General features: G+C 60.6%; 12 protein-coding genes, 1 tRNA gene and 2 rRNA genes (1 of these 15 only partly in view). 6 read left to right on the top strand and 9 right to left on the bottom strand.

Features of this window, described 5'->3' with window-relative positions:
- From G432_RS08735 to G432_RS08725, 3 genes are all read left to right on the top strand, one after another.
- A 23S ribosomal RNA gene (locus G432_RS08735) occupies window positions 1-1,668 on the top strand; it begins 1,124 nt to the left of the window's first position.
- Window positions 1,669-1,785: 117 nt separating this feature from the next.
- Window positions 1,786-1,900: ribosomal RNA gene (gene rrf, locus G432_RS08730) — 5S ribosomal RNA — on the top strand.
- A 152-nt stretch (window positions 1,901-2,052) separates the two neighbouring features.
- Window positions 2,053-2,129: transfer RNA gene (locus G432_RS08725), tRNA-Met, on the top strand.
- Between the two features lie 400 nt (window positions 2,130-2,529).
- Here G432_RS08725 and G432_RS08720 read toward each other — a convergent pair.
- Entirely contained in the window at window positions 2,530-3,861 is a 1,332-nt protein-coding gene (locus G432_RS08720) for a ferredoxin reductase family protein (RefSeq protein ID WP_015458458.1), read from the bottom strand.
- Window positions 3,862-4,093: 232 nt separating this feature from the next.
- Here G432_RS08720 and G432_RS08715 point away from each other — a divergent pair, with 232 nt between their 5' ends.
- A complete protein-coding gene (locus G432_RS08715) occupies window positions 4,094-5,209 on the top strand; it encodes a VIT1/CCC1 transporter family protein (protein ID WP_015458457.1) in 1,116 nt (371 codons plus the stop codon).
- A gap of 109 nt (window positions 5,210-5,318) precedes the next feature.
- On the opposite strand, the gene G432_RS08710 is transcribed toward G432_RS08715, so the two are convergent.
- Complete coding sequence (locus G432_RS08710) at window positions 5,319-6,290, bottom strand: AraC family transcriptional regulator (RefSeq protein WP_015458456.1); 972 nt, start codon at window positions 6,288-6,290, stop codon at window positions 5,319-5,321.
- 100 nt (window positions 6,291-6,390) lie between these two features.
- Here G432_RS08710 and G432_RS08705 point away from each other — a divergent pair, with 100 nt between their 5' ends.
- Together G432_RS08705 and G432_RS08700 are read left to right on the top strand one after the other, a co-directional pair.
- Window positions 6,391-7,458, top strand: a complete 1,068-nt coding sequence (locus G432_RS08705; protein ID WP_015458455.1) for an aldo/keto reductase — start codon at window positions 6,391-6,393, stop codon at window positions 7,456-7,458.
- A 944-nt stretch (window positions 7,459-8,402) separates the two neighbouring features.
- Entirely contained in the window at window positions 8,403-8,699 is a 297-nt protein-coding gene (locus G432_RS08700; protein WP_144062013.1) for a helix-turn-helix domain-containing protein, read from the top strand.
- A 312-nt stretch (window positions 8,700-9,011) separates the two neighbouring features.
- Here G432_RS08700 and G432_RS08695 read toward each other — a convergent pair whose 3' ends face one another.
- The 7 genes from G432_RS08695 to G432_RS08665 all read right to left on the bottom strand — a co-directional run bounded on the left by G432_RS08695 (window position 9,012) and on the right by G432_RS08665 (window position 14,683).
- Window positions 9,012-9,395 (bottom strand): hypothetical protein, encoded by a 384-nt coding sequence (locus tag G432_RS08695; protein ID WP_015458453.1) that lies wholly within the window; start codon window positions 9,393-9,395, stop codon window positions 9,012-9,014.
- Between the two features lie 119 nt (window positions 9,396-9,514).
- Complete coding sequence (locus tag G432_RS08690; protein ID WP_041864851.1) at window positions 9,515-10,870, bottom strand: ImmA/IrrE family metallo-endopeptidase; 1,356 nt, start codon at window positions 10,868-10,870, stop codon at window positions 9,515-9,517.
- Window positions 10,871-11,706: 836 nt separating this feature from the next.
- The gene (locus G432_RS08685) at window positions 11,707-12,621 is read right to left on the bottom strand and encodes a HEPN domain-containing protein (protein WP_015458451.1); all 915 of its coding nucleotides are present in this window, start codon (window positions 12,619-12,621) and stop codon (window positions 11,707-11,709) included.
- 17 nt (window positions 12,622-12,638) lie between these two features.
- Window positions 12,639-13,091: a type II toxin-antitoxin system VapC family toxin gene (locus tag G432_RS08680; RefSeq protein ID WP_015458450.1), complete on the bottom strand. Its 453-nt coding sequence runs from the start codon at window positions 13,089-13,091 to the stop codon at window positions 12,639-12,641.
- Entirely contained in the window at window positions 13,088-13,384 is a 297-nt protein-coding gene (locus tag G432_RS08675; RefSeq protein WP_015458449.1) for a type II toxin-antitoxin system Phd/YefM family antitoxin, read from the bottom strand. The genes G432_RS08680 and G432_RS08675 overlap by 4 nt, the downstream gene beginning before the upstream one ends.
- A gap of 96 nt (window positions 13,385-13,480) precedes the next feature.
- Window positions 13,481-14,041 carry an RES family NAD+ phosphorylase gene (locus tag G432_RS08670; protein ID WP_015458448.1) on the bottom strand — a complete coding sequence of 187 codons (561 nt, stop codon included), beginning with the start codon at window positions 14,039-14,041 and terminating at the stop codon, window positions 13,481-13,483.
- 6 nt (window positions 14,042-14,047) lie between these two features.
- Window positions 14,048-14,683 (bottom strand): hypothetical protein, encoded by a 636-nt coding sequence (locus G432_RS08665; RefSeq protein WP_015458447.1) that lies wholly within the window; start codon window positions 14,681-14,683, stop codon window positions 14,048-14,050.
- Window positions 14,684-14,710: the final 27 nt, after the last annotated feature.

Raw genomic sequence — 14,710 nt, 5'->3', positions numbered from 1 at the left:
ACAGCTCACTGGTCTAAACAAGGGTTCCTGCGGCGAAGATGTAACGGGGCTCAAGACACGCACCGAAGCTTAGGGTGTGCACTTTGTGCACGCGGTAGCGGAGCGTTCCGTAAGCCTGTGAAGCGGTCTGGTAATGGGCCGTGGAGGTATCGGAAGTGCGAATGCAGACATGAGTAGCGATAAACAGGGTGAGATGCCCTGTCGCCGAAAGACCAAGGGTTCCTGCGCAAGGCTAATCCGCGCAGGGTGAGCCGGCCCCTAAGACGAGCCCGAAGGGGGTAGTCGATGGGAACCACGTTAATATTCGTGGGCCTGGTGGTGTGTGACGGATCTCTTATGTTGTACGTCCTTAACGGATTGGACGTGCTTCGACGAGGTTCCAGGAAATAGCCCCACCGTATAGACCGTACCCGAAACCGACACAGGTGGTCTGGTAGAGTATACCAAGGCGCTTGAGAGAAGTGTACTGAAGGAACTCGGCAAATTGCCTCCGTACCTTCGGAAGAAGGAGGCCCCACATATGCGCAAGCACTTGTGGGGGGCACAGGCCAGGGGGTAGCGACTGTTTAGCAAAAACACAGGGCTCTGCTAAGTCGGCTTCAAGACGACGTATAGGGTCTGACGCCTGCCCGGTGCCTGAAGGTTAAGTGGAGGGGTGCAAGCTCCGAAATGAAGCCCAGGTAAACGGCGGCCGTAACTATAACGGTCCTAAGGTAGCGAAATTCCTTGTCGGGTAAGTTCCGACCTGCACGAATGGCGTAACGACTTCCCCACTGTCTCCAGTACATGCTCAGCGAAATTGAATTCTCCGTGAAGATGCGGAGTACCCGCGGTTAGACGGAAAGACCCCGTGCACCTTTACTGCAGCTTCAGAGTGGCATTAGGAAAGAACTGTGTAGCATAGGTGGGAGGCTTTGAAGCTTGGGCGCCAGCCTGAGTGGAGCCATAGGTGAAATACCACCCTGTTGTTTTCTGATGTCTAACCTCGGACCGTGAAACCGGTTCAGGGACCCTCTGTGGCGGGTAGTTTGACTGGGGCGGTCGCCTCCTAAAGAGTAACGGAGGCGCGCGAAGGTTGGCTCAGGCCGGTTGGAAACCGGCTGTTAGAGTGCAATGGCATAAGCCAGCCTGACTGCGAGACTGACAAGTCGAGCAGAGACGAAAGTCGGTCATAGTGATCCGGTGGTCCCTCGTGGAAGGGCCATCGCTCAACGGATAAAAGGTACGCCGGGGATAACAGGCTGATAACCCCCAAGAGCTCATATCGACGGGGTTGTTTGGCACCTCGATGTCGGCTCATCACATCCTGGGGCTGGAGCAGGTCCCAAGGGTTTGGCTGTTCGCCAATTAAAGTGGTACGTGAGCTGGGTTCAGAACGTCGCGAGACAGTTTGGTCCCTATCTGCCGTGGGCGTCGATATTTGAGAGGAGTTGACCCTAGTACGAGAGGACCGGGTTGAACATGCCTCTGGTGGACCTGTCATCGTGCCAACGGTGCAGCAGGGTAGCTATGCATGGACGGGATAACCGCTGAAAGCATCTAAGCGGGAAGCCTCCCTCAAGATAAGATATCATAGAGCCGTCGAAGACCACGACGTTGATAGATCGGATGTGGAAGTGGAGTAATCCATGGAGCTAACCGATACTAATTGCTCTATTCGCGCTTGATGAGTCCCACCATCAACGACAACCCTGACCATCAGGACGTTGTCGATTAAGGACAATCTCTCAGCACAAGGTAAGCACGTCGATTTCTAAAACGATCCCGCTAGCGCTGGCTCCATAGCTTGGTGGCCATAGCGTCTGTGACCCACCCGATCCCATCCCGAACTCGGCCGTGAAACCAGACTGCGCCGATGGTACTGTTGCCTAAGCAACGGAAGAGTAGGGCGTCGCCAGGCTTTGAAGCCAGCGCCAGCAAGATCAAAACCCATTCACATGTCCAAAGGCCCCCGGAGCCAAAGGCTCCGCAAGGCCGAACGGCCGCCCGAGCTTATGCGAGGAAAGCCAAGGCAGCGGAACGCCGCCGCCGGCGCTTGAGGCCCATCAGTGTCGCGGGGTGGAGCAGCCCGGTAGCTCGTCAGGCTCATAACCTGAAGGTCACAGGTTCAAATCCTGTCCCCGCAACCACCGTCAGCATAATTCCGAAGATTGTTATACTGACGGGGCATCCTGTCCCCGCAACCAACGTCGATATAACTCGCTGACCATCCCAATTTAACAGTTCGACTTGGCCTTTCGGTGTGCAAGAAGGCGCGCTGGCTGATTGTGGAGCAACCTAAAACCAGCGTGTATCATCTTGCATGCGAAATTGCGGGACGCTCCCACTACTCCAGAGAGCCGTAGAACACCCCGCGTGACGACAGCGGGGATTTTTCTTCAGGCCCAATCGGAACTTGCGCAGGCGTGGCCAGTGCAATGACCGCACGCTCCCACTTGTCGTATCAGTGTGGCAAAGTAATACAGGGAATGGCGTAAGCCAAGTTTCCGACACACGGGCGGACGCCTGCGATCGTCGAACCGTGCTCGACTAGCGCATCTCGAAAAGCTCCTGATGGAACTGCGATCCGGGCAGTCCCCGCGAGGTCATTGCAACATATAGGCTCCTGCCGAAGGCGGCCGGGCCACAGAACCAGATGTCCGCTTCGATCCAGTCGGGGACCAGGTCGGCCAGACGATCTAGGGTCAAAAAGCCGTCACGGGGCGTGACAAGCAGATTGAAGCGGATACCCGCCTTCTCAGTGAGATCGCGAACCTGCCCGACGAAATCCTCGTCGGGCGCGCCGGTCGAATAGAAGAGGTCAATATCCCTTTCCTGCCGTGCCTGGGCGAGTGCCTGGAGGCGCGCGATGAAGGGGGTGATGCCCACGCCGCCGGCGATCCAGACCTGCCGGGCGCACTCGCCCCCGAAATCGAAGCGTCCATAAGGACCTTCGATCGTCACGGGTTGCCCCACCCGGAGCAGGTCCGGGAGCTTGCGCGTATAGTCACCCAGGCCCTTGATGTTGAAGAGCAGATGGCCGTCATTGTGCCATGCCGAGGAGATGGTGAAGGGATGGGCGCCTTCACGATCGTCGGTCTTGAGGAAGACGAACTGCCCGGCCTGGTGGCCCGGCCAGGCCGTGCCAACATCGACCGCCACGTCGAGAACGGCATTACCGGGATAGGTCACGAGCCGCGTGATCACCCCGGCCGCCCGACGCGAATAGCCGATGCGCCGGAACAGGGCCGTTGTGGCGGCAACCGTGCCCGCTGCAAGCAGGACGATCATCAGCGGACCCAGTGGCGCGGTCCAGTAGGAGCGGTCCATCAGCACCACGGCGTGGAACACGAGCACCAGGAATATCGGCGCCATCAGGCGATGCGCCTTGAAGAACCAGCGATATGGGAACTTCTTCCAGAGCGCGAGCAGGACAAGCACGATGAGGATGTAGAGCGCGATCTCTCCCAGCTCGGTAGCGACGCCGCGCAGGCTGTCCAGAAGATTGGCGTCAGCGGCCGGCCCGCTTGCCCTTAGTCGGCTTGGGCGAACCAGCCAGCCCTGACCCACCATCCAACGCGGGATGATCTCGAGCAGCCAATGGGCCAGCGCGAGGAGCAGTCCACCAACGCCAAACCATTTGTGGAGTCGGTAGAATTTGTCGAGGCCACCAAGCGCGCCTTCGATCTGCACTGGCCGTGCCGCCAGCACCACGCCCGCCGCCATGAAGCCGATGGCGAGAATGCCGGTGAGGTAGATGAGTTCGTGGCGAAGCGCCCAGAAACCACCCGTCAAGGCCCCCGTTCGCAGGCTGAGCAGCCAAGCCGCGACGAGAACCAGAGTGAGGGCAACAGGAACAAGTTTCAGCCGGGTCAATCGCATCGCACAGCTTACTCCAGCGCAGGATCGCCTGCTACTCCCGGCCCGGCACATCGAACGCTCACGGTACATGCAGCGCCAAGGGCGGTCAGGCAGTCCGTATTGCTACGTAATTCGAGCGTCTGGTGCCTGGGGAGATGATGTCAGTGGCCCGTCGTCGCTCGAACGGGAAATCTTCTACGCGCTTGTGTTAGGCTTATGTACTTCCAAACCAAAAATTCGAGACATATCGACCATGGCCGAACCCAATGCTCTTCCGCGCTATCGCTCCAATCTCCAGGGCGAGGTCGACGGCGCGGCGATCTATGCAGCGCTTGCGGAGAGCGAGGCCGATCCCAAGCTCGCCGAAGTGTTCCGCAGGCTCGCCGCTGTCGAGCAGGCACATGGCGACTTCTGGCGCAAACGGATCGAGGCCAATGGCGCGAATTTCCGACCGTCTCCCTCCACCCGCGCGCGTATCCTCGCTTGGCTGGCGCGGCGCTTCGGTCCTGCATTTGTGCTGCCGACGCTGGCCGCGAACGAGACGCGCGACAGCGCCGCCTATGACAATCAGCCGGAAGCGCGGGGCGCGGGCTTGCCGGCCGACGAGCGCTCGCACGCACTGCTGATGCGCGCGGCCGCCGGAAAGGGTGGCCTCTCCGGTCCCACGCTGGCGCTGCTGGAAGGGCGCCATCGCGGCGGCGGCAACACGCTGCGCGCTGCGGTGCTCGGCGCCAATGACGGGTTGGTCTCGAATATGAGTCTCGTTATGGGCGTCGCTGGCGCGGCTGCCGCCCAACAGACCCTGCTGCTCACCGGTCTCGCGGGCCTGGTCGCCGGTGCCTGCTCGATGGCGATGGGCGAATGGCTTTCGGTCACCAGCTCGCGCGAGCTCTACCAGAGCCAGATCGCTACCGAGGCGGAGGAACTGCGCGAGGTTCCCGACGAGGAGCGAGAGGAACTGGTTCTCATCTACCAAGCCAAGGGCATCGATGAATCGCAGGCCCGGGCGCTCGCGGACAAGCTGCTGAGCAACGAGGGAACCGCGCTCGACACGCTCGCGCGCGAGGAGCTCGGGATCGATCCCGATCAGCTCGGTGGCTCCGCATGGACCGCCGCGACATGGTCCTTCCTGCTCTTCTCCGCCGGGGCCATCGTTCCGGTCGCGCCGTTCCTGTTTCTCTCTGGACGTACCGCTCTCATAGCCAGCCTCGGCGCGAGTGGCGTCGCGCTGGCGCTGATCGGGGCGGGGACCAGCCTGTTCACCGGACGGAGCGCCTTGTTCTCGGCTGTGCGCCAGCTCATCATCGGCCTCGCTGCGGCCGGGGTCACTTACGGGGCTGGTGCGATCGTCGGTATCTCGTTGGGCTGACCTATTCGTTACTCGCTAGATGCGACGTGGGACATCCATGAGCCGTATCATCCTGCCTGTCGGCCCACTGGCGAGGCGTATGCGGAGGCTCGGCGCTTTGCGTTCGGGCCTAATCGACGTCAATTGCGCTGCGGTCCACCTTGCGACGACGTTCGGAATAGGTGTGCATTGCCTCCTTCCGGAAACGGCCTGGTGAGACACCGGTTGAACGGCTGAACGCGTTGCTGAAGGCGCTTTCGGAGCCATACCCGATCGACCAGGCAATATCGGCGACGGAATGGTCCGTCTCGCTCAACTCCCTTTCGGCCAGGCGCATCCGCCAGTTGAGCACATAGGTCAAAGGCGGGACACCAACGACATCGCGAAAGCGTACCGCGAACGATGTCCGCGACATTCCGGACAACTTCGCCAGTTTCTCCAGATTCCACGCATGTGATGGTTCAGCGTGGATTCCTCGAAGCGCGATCGAGATGCGTCTGTCGTCGAGCGCGGTAAGCCAACCAGATCTGTCCGATTTGGTCGCTTCGATGTGGAGCCGTAGAGCTTCGACGAACAACAACTTCGCCAAATGGGTGATCGCCGTTGTCGAACCGGCGCGCTTGCGCTGCGTTTCCTCGGCCAGTTCCGTAAGAAGCCACCGCAGCTTCGCGGCTTCTCCTCTCTGACCATTGACGTGAACCATGGGAGGGAGACTTTCTCGCAAAAAGCCGCAGCGCTGCTTGTCAACCTCCAGCAAGCCTCCGATCATCGTGAATTCGGAGCCTTCCCCGGCGCGCAGGTTGCCTTCTGCATCCCGCTCAAGCGGTGTGGAGGGTGCGTTCGCCAGCCATTCCGCAGTGCTCGCCAGGATGATCGCGGGCGCTCCATTGGTGATTACGACGTCACCCGCCTCGAACCGCGCCGGATCTGCTGTGTCGGCTTCGGTCGACAGCCAGCACGTTCCTCTCACGACGGCGAGAAACTTCACTGCGTCCGAACGGTTGAATTTGCGCGCCCAGCCACCCCCGGCAACAAGCGTGCCGGTGAGAACGCAGCGAGCGTCGGCGAGATCGAGGACATCGGAGAGCGGATCTGCGCGCATGGTTGTACCATCTCGCATAAATCTCGCACGATCAAGCATTCATCATTCAGGACGGGCGGTCTAGCACAACCCCACGCTCGCGAACAAAATGGAGTCCCACATGCCTCTCGACCACTTCATCACACTCGGCCGCTCAGGCTTGCGCGTGAGCCCGCTGTGCCTTGGCACCATGACATTCGGCGAAGACTTCGGCTGGGGCGCCAGCGAGGCGGAGTCGCACGCAATGCTCTCCGAGTATCGCAACCGGGGCGGCAACTTCATCGATACGGCCAACATCTACACCGCCGGGCACTCCGAGGAGATCGTCGGAAACTATCTGCGGCAGAGCGATCTTCGCCGTGACGGGATCGTGCTCAGCACCAAATTCTATTGCAGCCTGTTCCCCGGCGATCCGAATGGTGGCGGGGCGGGGCGCAAGGCCCTGATCCAGCAATGCGAAGCTTCGCTGAAACGGCTCCAGACCGACTATATCGACGTCTATTGGCTGCACAATTGGGACCAGACGGCGCCGGTCGAGGAGACGTTGCGAGGCCTCGACGATCTCGTCACCGCCGGCAAGATCCGTTATGTCGGCTTCTCCGACGTCCCGGCCTGGAAGACGGCGGAAGCCCAGACGATCGCCCATTTTCGCGGATGGGCGCCGATCATCGCGCTGCAACTGGAATATTCGCTGCTTGAACGGACCAGCGAAGGGGAATTGTTCCCGATGGCGCAGGGGATGGGAATGGGCGTCATGCCCTGGTCCCCGCTCAAGAGCGGCTTCCTGAGCGGAAAGTTCAGGCGCGGCGATGCAGGCCATGTCGACACCAGGCGCACGGCCATGGTGGGCGTTCCCAGCGAGGCGGATTACGATATCATTGAAGCGGTGGCTGACGTCGCCTCCGAACTTGGCGTCAGCTCCGCGTCGGTCGCGCTGGCCTGGGTCAGATCACGCGCGGGCGTGAGCTCCACCCTGATCGGCGCCCGCCGCGTCGACCAGCTCAAAGCCAATCTCGATTCGCTCGACGTGACGCTGTCGTCTGAGCAGATGAAGACGCTCGATGACATCTCCAGGCCGAAACTGAATTTTCCGGCGGAGAACAACGAGACGCTGGCGCCGATGCTCGCGTTCCCCGGCCTCACCGTGGACGGCCGCACGCTTCCTTCCATGGCGCGCCTTTCGGCCTGATCGCAACATGGTCCACGGCTTCTGCCATGGACCCAGGCAACTCGCACATTCGGAGGTGTTTCAAGCGAGTTCCAAGGCGATGTCATGAAAGCCAGGCAATGCTCGCACGCTGACATAACCGCCGAGTGGCGAACGATCGCTCATATATTATGGACTAGATAGCATTCATAGTTCTGCCCTTGTCGCTTATTCCTGTCAGTATGAGAACGGAGATATAGCAATGAACACTGAACAGGCACCGATCGGGTCAGGATGTTGCGCGACAACCGTAAATCACGCGCAATCTCTTTGATCGGCTTACCGTCCCTGTGCTCCCTGCGTATCTTGGCAATAGTCTCCACAATCAACATCCCCGTCCTCGCCGCCTGGAAGCCCAAGCCGCGACGCCTCACACTCTGGAATGATGGGGGTCAATTTTAGACGCCGATCACCCCGCTAAGGGGGTCAATTTTGCACGCCGCTCCACAAAAGGAACTCACTCGGGCGGAGATATATCTCAGGAAGGTCTTGCGTCGTCCCAAGCGGCCGGTCTGACCGGCACCGCTTTCCTTAAACGATTGATCGGCGGTCCATGTGGGGAGGCCCGGCGCTGACGCACGCAAAAAAGTGGGGCGCCTTATGGGGCGCCAATGTGTCCCCCATTGGGAATAGTAGGGCTTCCTCCTTCGAGCGCACCTCGGCTTGCCGTGGCATCTCCCGGTGGTGGCCGATGAGGCAGCGCGCTGAGGTTCCCCGGCGCAACCAATCTGCCTCGCAACCCATTGGGGGTCGCCATGGCGGCTTTTGGAAGTGCGAGCGCGGGCGCGATGCCCGGTGTTCGACCGGAGCAGACTACAGCACAAGCAATACCAGTTGCGCAGCGAAGGCATTTCGTTGGGCACCCAGTGGAAGCGACCAGCAGCCAGCCGATGCTCGCTCCCTGGCAAGTCAGCCTGGCTATGCGAATGATGCGGGACAATCTCGGCAGCGCAATCTCGATTTCGGAAGTCGCGTCTCTGTGCAGATTGTCGCTTTGCTACTTCGTGCGAGCTTTCACGAACACGGTTGGGATCGCACCCTATGCCTGGTTCGTGCAGCAGCGCATCGTGTGCGCCAAAGGCCTCTTGGCCGATACCGCGCTGCCCCTGGTGCAAGTCGCGCTCGAGTGCGGATTCTCCGATCAAGCCCACTTCACCAAGGCATTTGCCAAGGCGTCCGGCATCACGCCTGCAAAATGGCGTCGTCAAATCTGCACATCCTGAGACCGTGCCGAGTCATTCGCACGAATCGCAAAGCGTCTGCGACGCGAAAAAGAAACGGTGCAGGTTGCCCGGCGCCCTCATATCTCGTCGGTCGGTATCTGATCCCCAGCTATCTCGTCCCTACGACCTGGCCGCTGGTGGCGCTGCCCGATCCTACACTTCCTTGTGAGAAGCGCCTCATATTTAGGGACCGCAAGGTGTAAGTTCGGTCCTTGTGGATATTGTCATCTTTCGGCGTCGAGTCCCTCGCGTGCGCTCCCATGCTGTCTGAGCGTTCCCGCAACGTGTTAAAAGTTAGATTTCACCGGCACCCTATTCCTTCCTTTCATCATCCGCTCCCCGAGCAGCCGCGCGGCGTTTGGCGACGGCGAGCAGGGCAGGGTCGTGCTCAGGCCGGTTCCAGCGCGCGGAATCGCGCAGAACCACCACATCTTCAAGGTGCGTGAGGAACGTGTAGACCTTGTTGACGATGTCGATCATCAACGCCTTCATCTCCGCATCGGATATGCGGGATGCTTGGGTCCAGGGAATCTCGCCATAGGGCGTGACCACCTTCACATCGCTATAGTCGCCGATGAGACTGTCCGGAACGGTGCCGGCATGGAGGTCTTCCAGCCGGGTGTTTCGGACGCAATGTTCGACGAGCGCCAGGGCGATCCTGCGCATTGCCTCATCAGGCACCTTCTCGTCGCTCATTCAGTCCTCCGCCCTACCGCACAGGCAATCGCGGCTTTGACGAACGGTCAATCATGTGCGGTGTCCCAAGCCTGTCCCGATCTTGTCGAAGGGATGAGCACCGGATCGATGCGGTTGCGCTATCTATGCGGTGCAACGGAATCGAGCGTTGCACTCAAATCGACCGCGTGACGACGCGCCGCATGTTCGACCTTCCAGGCCGCGACGCTGCGGGTCACCTCATAAATCTCGATCAGTTCCCGGACGACCGCATCCAACCCCGCACGATCGACAGGGCGCTTGGCGCGATGCCAGAATTCTGCCGCGATGTCGGTTGGCACCAGAAACTCGCCAGCGAAGGATTTTGCGCGTTGTTCGACGCCTGCCGGCATCCGGGCCTTGAGCACTTCGATGGCCGATAGCGCGTGCTCGCCATCCAGCAGCAGGTGGCAGAGTTCATGAGCCATGGTGACGCGCGCGCCGAGGCTGGCTTCGACATCCCTGTCGTCGCGGCCCAATATTCTCCCACTCGCCTCATTGAGGAATACGCCCGGTCCGTGCCGCGGGCCCCAGATCGCGAGGCCGTCGAGGCTGGGCGGCTCCGCCGGGTTATGGCGCAGCTCAATCCCCAGGCTCGTCGCCATCTCAAAGACCTTGACCGCCCGATCCGCCGTAATGCTTAGCCGTTCGCGTACAAACCGGGCCGCCGCTTCCCCTTGCTCGAACGGCTTCGCATGAGGAAAGCGCTCGGCGATCATAGCCTGTGCGTCCGCAGCAAGCGCTTTCAGTGCCTCGGCTTCATGCCCTGCGAACTGTCTTGCAAGACCTATGATCTCGCGAATCTGATCTGCCGGAAGAGCGCCGGCCATGCGCGCCGCAATGCGCAACTCGTCATTGTCGTTGGCGGCGTCGTTGAAATTTTGCGGCGGCTCCAGTGCGCCTTCCTTGAGCAGGCTTGTTGCCAAATCCCGATCAAGGCCCGTGGACCAGGCCAGCAGTCCCGCGGCATCGCCAGCATCGCGCTCCTGCCATGCCGCGATGGCATCCTGCCAGCGCTCGGCATCTGCCTCGTGCAACCGGGCGCAAATCCAGTCGCCCGTCGCGTTCAGACTGGCGCGAACATCATCGAAGGGCAGGCGCCATAACGCTCTGGACGATTCAAGAATATAGTCCTCGCCCGAGCGCATCATCCAGAATGGCGGCAGTCCATAGAGACCGGCGAACGCGTGCGAAAGGTCGTGGGCTTCCTCGAAACGGGTGATCGCCTCATCCTCGGCGGCGGCGGCCTCAGGCTGCATGTGCTCCCACTCCGCCTCGGCGATCGAGCGCAGCGTCGACGGCCGGGAAGGGGCGGCATCGATCGGATAGACCTGCCGCAACATCAGCGGTTTCCAGAAATCGGTGAGATGCGCCAGAAGGTCGTCGATCTGGATCTCGACCAGCGCTTCGGTTTCACCCGGTACGGGCCAGGCGGGCTCTCCGTCGATGAGGATCATCAGGGCGCACGTCGTGGAGCGCCGCTCAGAGCTATGAGGACGCAACTCAAACTTCAGCCGATCACCGCCCGCGCTCAAGCGCCATGCTCCTCAATGTGCCGTTTCACCCAAGAATCAAATTGTTCAGCGCATTCCTTCGCTACAGCTATTTCCCTTAAGGCATCCTTCAGTCCCCTGGCAAGTTTACCCTTGTACGGGTAGCCATGGTAGGATTTTCCCCGGTCAGTTGTCTGGGCCTCATAGATAGCGCCTTCATGAACGGTATATATTTTTTTGGGAAATGACAGTTCCCGGTCGCCATTACTTCCTGGGATTGCTTCGTTTACCAGTCGTTCGTGGTCATCTGCGGTAAGCGTGTTCGGACATTTACCTACCCACATCCGGGGTTGGCCGGGAGTGAATAGGATCTCCGGTTCTGCGGTCTTCCCTACATGCTTGTAGCGCCGCTCGCCCTTATCGTAGCGACGCGCGGGGGCTTCCTCGGGGGAGGCTGTCACCCGCAATGTTCCGCATGGACGAGGTGAAGGCTCATGCGGCTTTCGTCCGGGCGCCGGCCTCGCACAAAACTGCGTGTCCGATCGTGGTTATCCGCTACCATGCAAGCTCGTCTCCCAGATTCTGCGCCTTCTCGGCAGAACCATGCCGTAAGAGGCGAAGCAAGAGGTCATTGTCCTTCGTGCTCAGGCGACCCCGCGCGTCTGGCCCGACATCCGCCGGATCAGAAGCATGGTCCATTCTGCATCGGGTAGCAGTCCGCCGGAGCTCGCATCTCTCGTCGCCTCCGGCGATAGCGCGCAAGGGCCTTGGGTTGTCCGCCCCCGCGTGTCTGATGCTGGCTAGAGCTGCGCGCGCAGCTCCGACAGCCTCTCCTGACATAGCTCGTTGACGATCGTGCCGAGCACCTCGACGCGCTCGGCGAGGAAAGCGAATTCCTCCTCCGTCATCTTGAAATGCTTCGAATGCCGAGCCTTCACATAGGCATCCTTGAGCTTGTTGAAGTAGGCCTCCTGCTTGCGCGTCTCCCTTGGCCATGCGTCGAGCAGCCGAGCCGAGATCTTCTCGGCACGGGTCCGGAGAAATTTGATGTTGTGGCTATAGGGCGTGTAAAAAGTGTAGACGAGCAGAACGCAGTAATAGAGGCGCTCGCAGGCCTGTTGCAGATTATAGGCCGCGTCGGGGAACTGCTTGTTGTCGTAAGCAAACTGAAACAGCATCCTCGATGAAACGGCCAGGTCGAACCACTGGTCGAAATATTCCTTCGCCATGTCATAGGCTTGCTGCGGCGTCTTGGGCCTGGGTTCGTGCAACTCGCTGTTGTCGACCTGATACAGCGCGATGCCGTCGCGCGCGAGGTCCATGAAGAAATAGCGGCCGTGAGCCAGACCGTCGTTCACTTCCTGCAGGGTGTGAACGATGAAATTGACCGGCGTGCGCAACCGGTTGAGGATCATGGTTTCCCGGTCGAGGCGTTCTTCCGCCTTCTCCCAATATTCAGCCCTGTCGGTCAGTTCCTTCTGGTTGACGATGATGAGCAGGTCGAAATCCGAGCGATAGCCCCTCTCGGTATGCGGCTCGTGCACCCAGCGTCCGGTCGCATAGGAGCCGTACAGGATGATCTTGAGAATGCGACCGAGCTTGCGCGGTCCCGTTGGCTGGCCAAGCGCGTCCTCGAACTCCTCGAAGATGATCTGGATGACCCGATCGAGTTCACGCCGCTTGTTTACCGGAAGATGGTCGAGCTCAGTTTTCATAGTCTCATCGTCATTCGTCAGGTGAGAGGGAAGCGCGATGGTTCGTCTTCCCACGGATTGAAGATTACGGCACCGCTGTGCCGCGTATCCTTGATGTTTCGTGTCACGAGGAACAGGTCATGCTCGATCGCAGTCGCCGCGAGCAGCGCGTCGATCATCGGAGGAGACTGCCCGATCCGCCGTTTGACCTCGCCGGAAATTGCGCCCCAGCGGAAAACGATGGCATCGTCGATGGAGAGGAGCCGATTGCTGAAGCGCTCGGCCAACGCGTCGCGCGCCGCGACATAGCGCGACCGGTCGGGATGGTCAGGCTCGAGATTGTGAATGCCCTTGTCGTATTCCGCGAGCGTCAGAACGCTCAGGTACATCCGGTGTTCGGGTTGCGCCGTCGCCCATGCCTTGACGCTCGACGCCCCGTTCGGGTTCGCCAACGCAGAAACGATATGGGTGTCCAGCAGCCAGCCTTTCACAAAGCGACGTCCCGCCCGCGGTCGATCTCGCGCTCAAGGTCGAGGCCATCGAGACCCAGGCTCTCGAGGAACGGCACGAAGGCAGGCTTGTCCGCATCCTTGGGCATCAGTCGGTCGAGTTCGTCGACGCTCATCACCACCACCGCCTCCCGGCCCCGGACAGTGACGCGCTGCGGTCCCTCGCTCTGGGCACGCCTGACGACCTCGCTGAACCGCGCCTTTGCATCCTCGAGTTTCCAAGTGCCGCCCGGCACGGATTGGTCGCGATCGCCCTTTCGAGTGGCGGTGCCCATCTTGCATTACTCCTGACTAGCTAGTCAGATATAGCTGGACAGCTTTGGCTCCGCAAGCAGATCGGGAGTCGATCTATCGATTTGCGGCCATCCGTGTCAGGGCTCGACGATGGTCTTTCCGAAATGGCCGGCCAGCAAAGCTGCCGCTCCCGTTCCGATGATCAAATCATGCCGGGCCCCGAGCGAAATCGCGTCGGCTGCACGGTCGAAGATCGCTACGCAACGCTGATTGTCGAAGCGGGACGTGTATAGAATGCCGTCGGCCGACGTGGTTTCGTGTATGACCCGGCTTATCGCTCGTGTCTTCGCGTAGACATCGCCGTGCAGGTCTGTGAACGAAAGCCCATGTGCCGAGACGCCAGCGTCCAGAAGCGGGTAGAGCCTTAACGCGCGGGTGGTCACCAGTTCGCTGCGAAGCCGACTCTGCACGGCAGAATAGGTGATATGGGGAATTGTCGGTAAGCGGACCATGGTCTCACCGAACGCGGTTTCCAGCGATCGCGCGGCATACAAAACCTTGTAGCTTCCGTCGGGCGCGTCAAAACGCCCTACCGGAATTTCATCTAGCGGGCCGAAGAAGATTGCATCGTGACCCTTGCGATGGATCCTGTGAAGGCGCGCGCCGGCATTGATCCGGCGCAGTAGCGTGGCCGCCATGTTGGGTCAGGACGTCCAAACCGTCGCGAGGGCAACCAATTGGCGAACCGTCTCCTGGTCGGGCTTGCGCCGCAGAATTTCGAGCGCGGTTTCCGGCTCGCTGCTAAATCCCTCGAGCGGGGTGGTAAGCAGCATCAACTGTTCCCAGGGGTTGGTGTCGTCAAACGCTTCGAGCACCCGCTTGAGATGCGGGACTGTCTCGCCGTCGACAAACTGTGCGGCGGGGAAGCGATTTTCGGAACCATAGGGCACGCCGAGAATCTGACGCCGTTGCCTCTGCTTTTCGATCGCCGCCGGGGAGACGCCGAGCATTGCCGCGACATGTGCGCGGTCGAACATCCCGCCGGCGCGCTTCGCCATATCCTCGCGGAATTGGCCGGTCCGCTCACGCGCCGCTTTGAGCGCCTCCAGATCGGCAGGCGCTTCCGGCGCGATGTCTCGCGGCGCGACGACCAGGGCATGGCGCAGGTCATGGGAGCCCACGATGTCGGCCAGAGTATCGTCGCTCGCGGATTCCACTGCCTTGGCGATGGCGAGCGTGAGCTTCTCCAAAGCCTTTCGTCGGAGCGTGTCGGTTCCCGAAGCGATCCGACGAGCAGTTGGTCGCCGGTCCGATTTGACGATGGAGACGTTGCTGGCCATATCTGTCCTTCCTGTCTTGATAATAGG

The organism is Sphingomonas sp. MM-1, from assembly GCF_000347675.2.
GTDB classification, from domain to species: Bacteria; Pseudomonadota; Alphaproteobacteria; order Sphingomonadales; family Sphingomonadaceae; genus Sphingomonas_E; species Sphingomonas_E fennica.
This window is presented reverse-complemented; position numbering and strand designations above follow the sequence as displayed.

Coding starts and splice junctions, on each gene's coding strand:
- G432_RS08685 (WP_015458451.1), bottom strand. CDS start 12,621: ATGAAAACTGAGCTCGACCATCTTCCGGTAAACAAGCGGCGTGAACTC.
- G432_RS08675 (WP_015458449.1), bottom strand. CDS start 13,384: ATGGGCACCGCCACTCGAAAGGGCGATCGCGACCAATCCGTGCCGGGC.
- G432_RS08700 (WP_144062013.1), top strand. CDS start 8,403: ATGATGCGGGACAATCTCGGCAGCGCAATCTCGATTTCGGAAGTCGCG.
- G432_RS08710 (WP_015458456.1), bottom strand. CDS start 6,290: ATGCGCGCAGATCCGCTCTCCGATGTCCTCGATCTCGCCGACGCTCGC.
- G432_RS08695 (WP_015458453.1), bottom strand. CDS start 9,395: ATGAGCGACGAGAAGGTGCCTGATGAGGCAATGCGCAGGATCGCCCTG.
- G432_RS08670 (WP_015458448.1), bottom strand. CDS start 14,041: ATGGCGGCCACGCTACTGCGCCGGATCAATGCCGGCGCGCGCCTTCAC.
- G432_RS08720 (WP_015458458.1), bottom strand. CDS start 3,861: ATGCGATTGACCCGGCTGAAACTTGTTCCTGTTGCCCTCACTCTGGTT.
- G432_RS08665 (WP_015458447.1), bottom strand. CDS start 14,683: ATGGCCAGCAACGTCTCCATCGTCAAATCGGACCGGCGACCAACTGCT.
- G432_RS08690 (WP_041864851.1), bottom strand. CDS start 10,870: ATGATCCTCATCGACGGAGAGCCCGCCTGGCCCGTACCGGGTGAAACC.
- G432_RS08715 (WP_015458457.1), top strand. CDS start 4,094: ATGGCCGAACCCAATGCTCTTCCGCGCTATCGCTCCAATCTCCAGGGC.
- G432_RS08705 (WP_015458455.1), top strand. CDS start 6,391: ATGCCTCTCGACCACTTCATCACACTCGGCCGCTCAGGCTTGCGCGTG.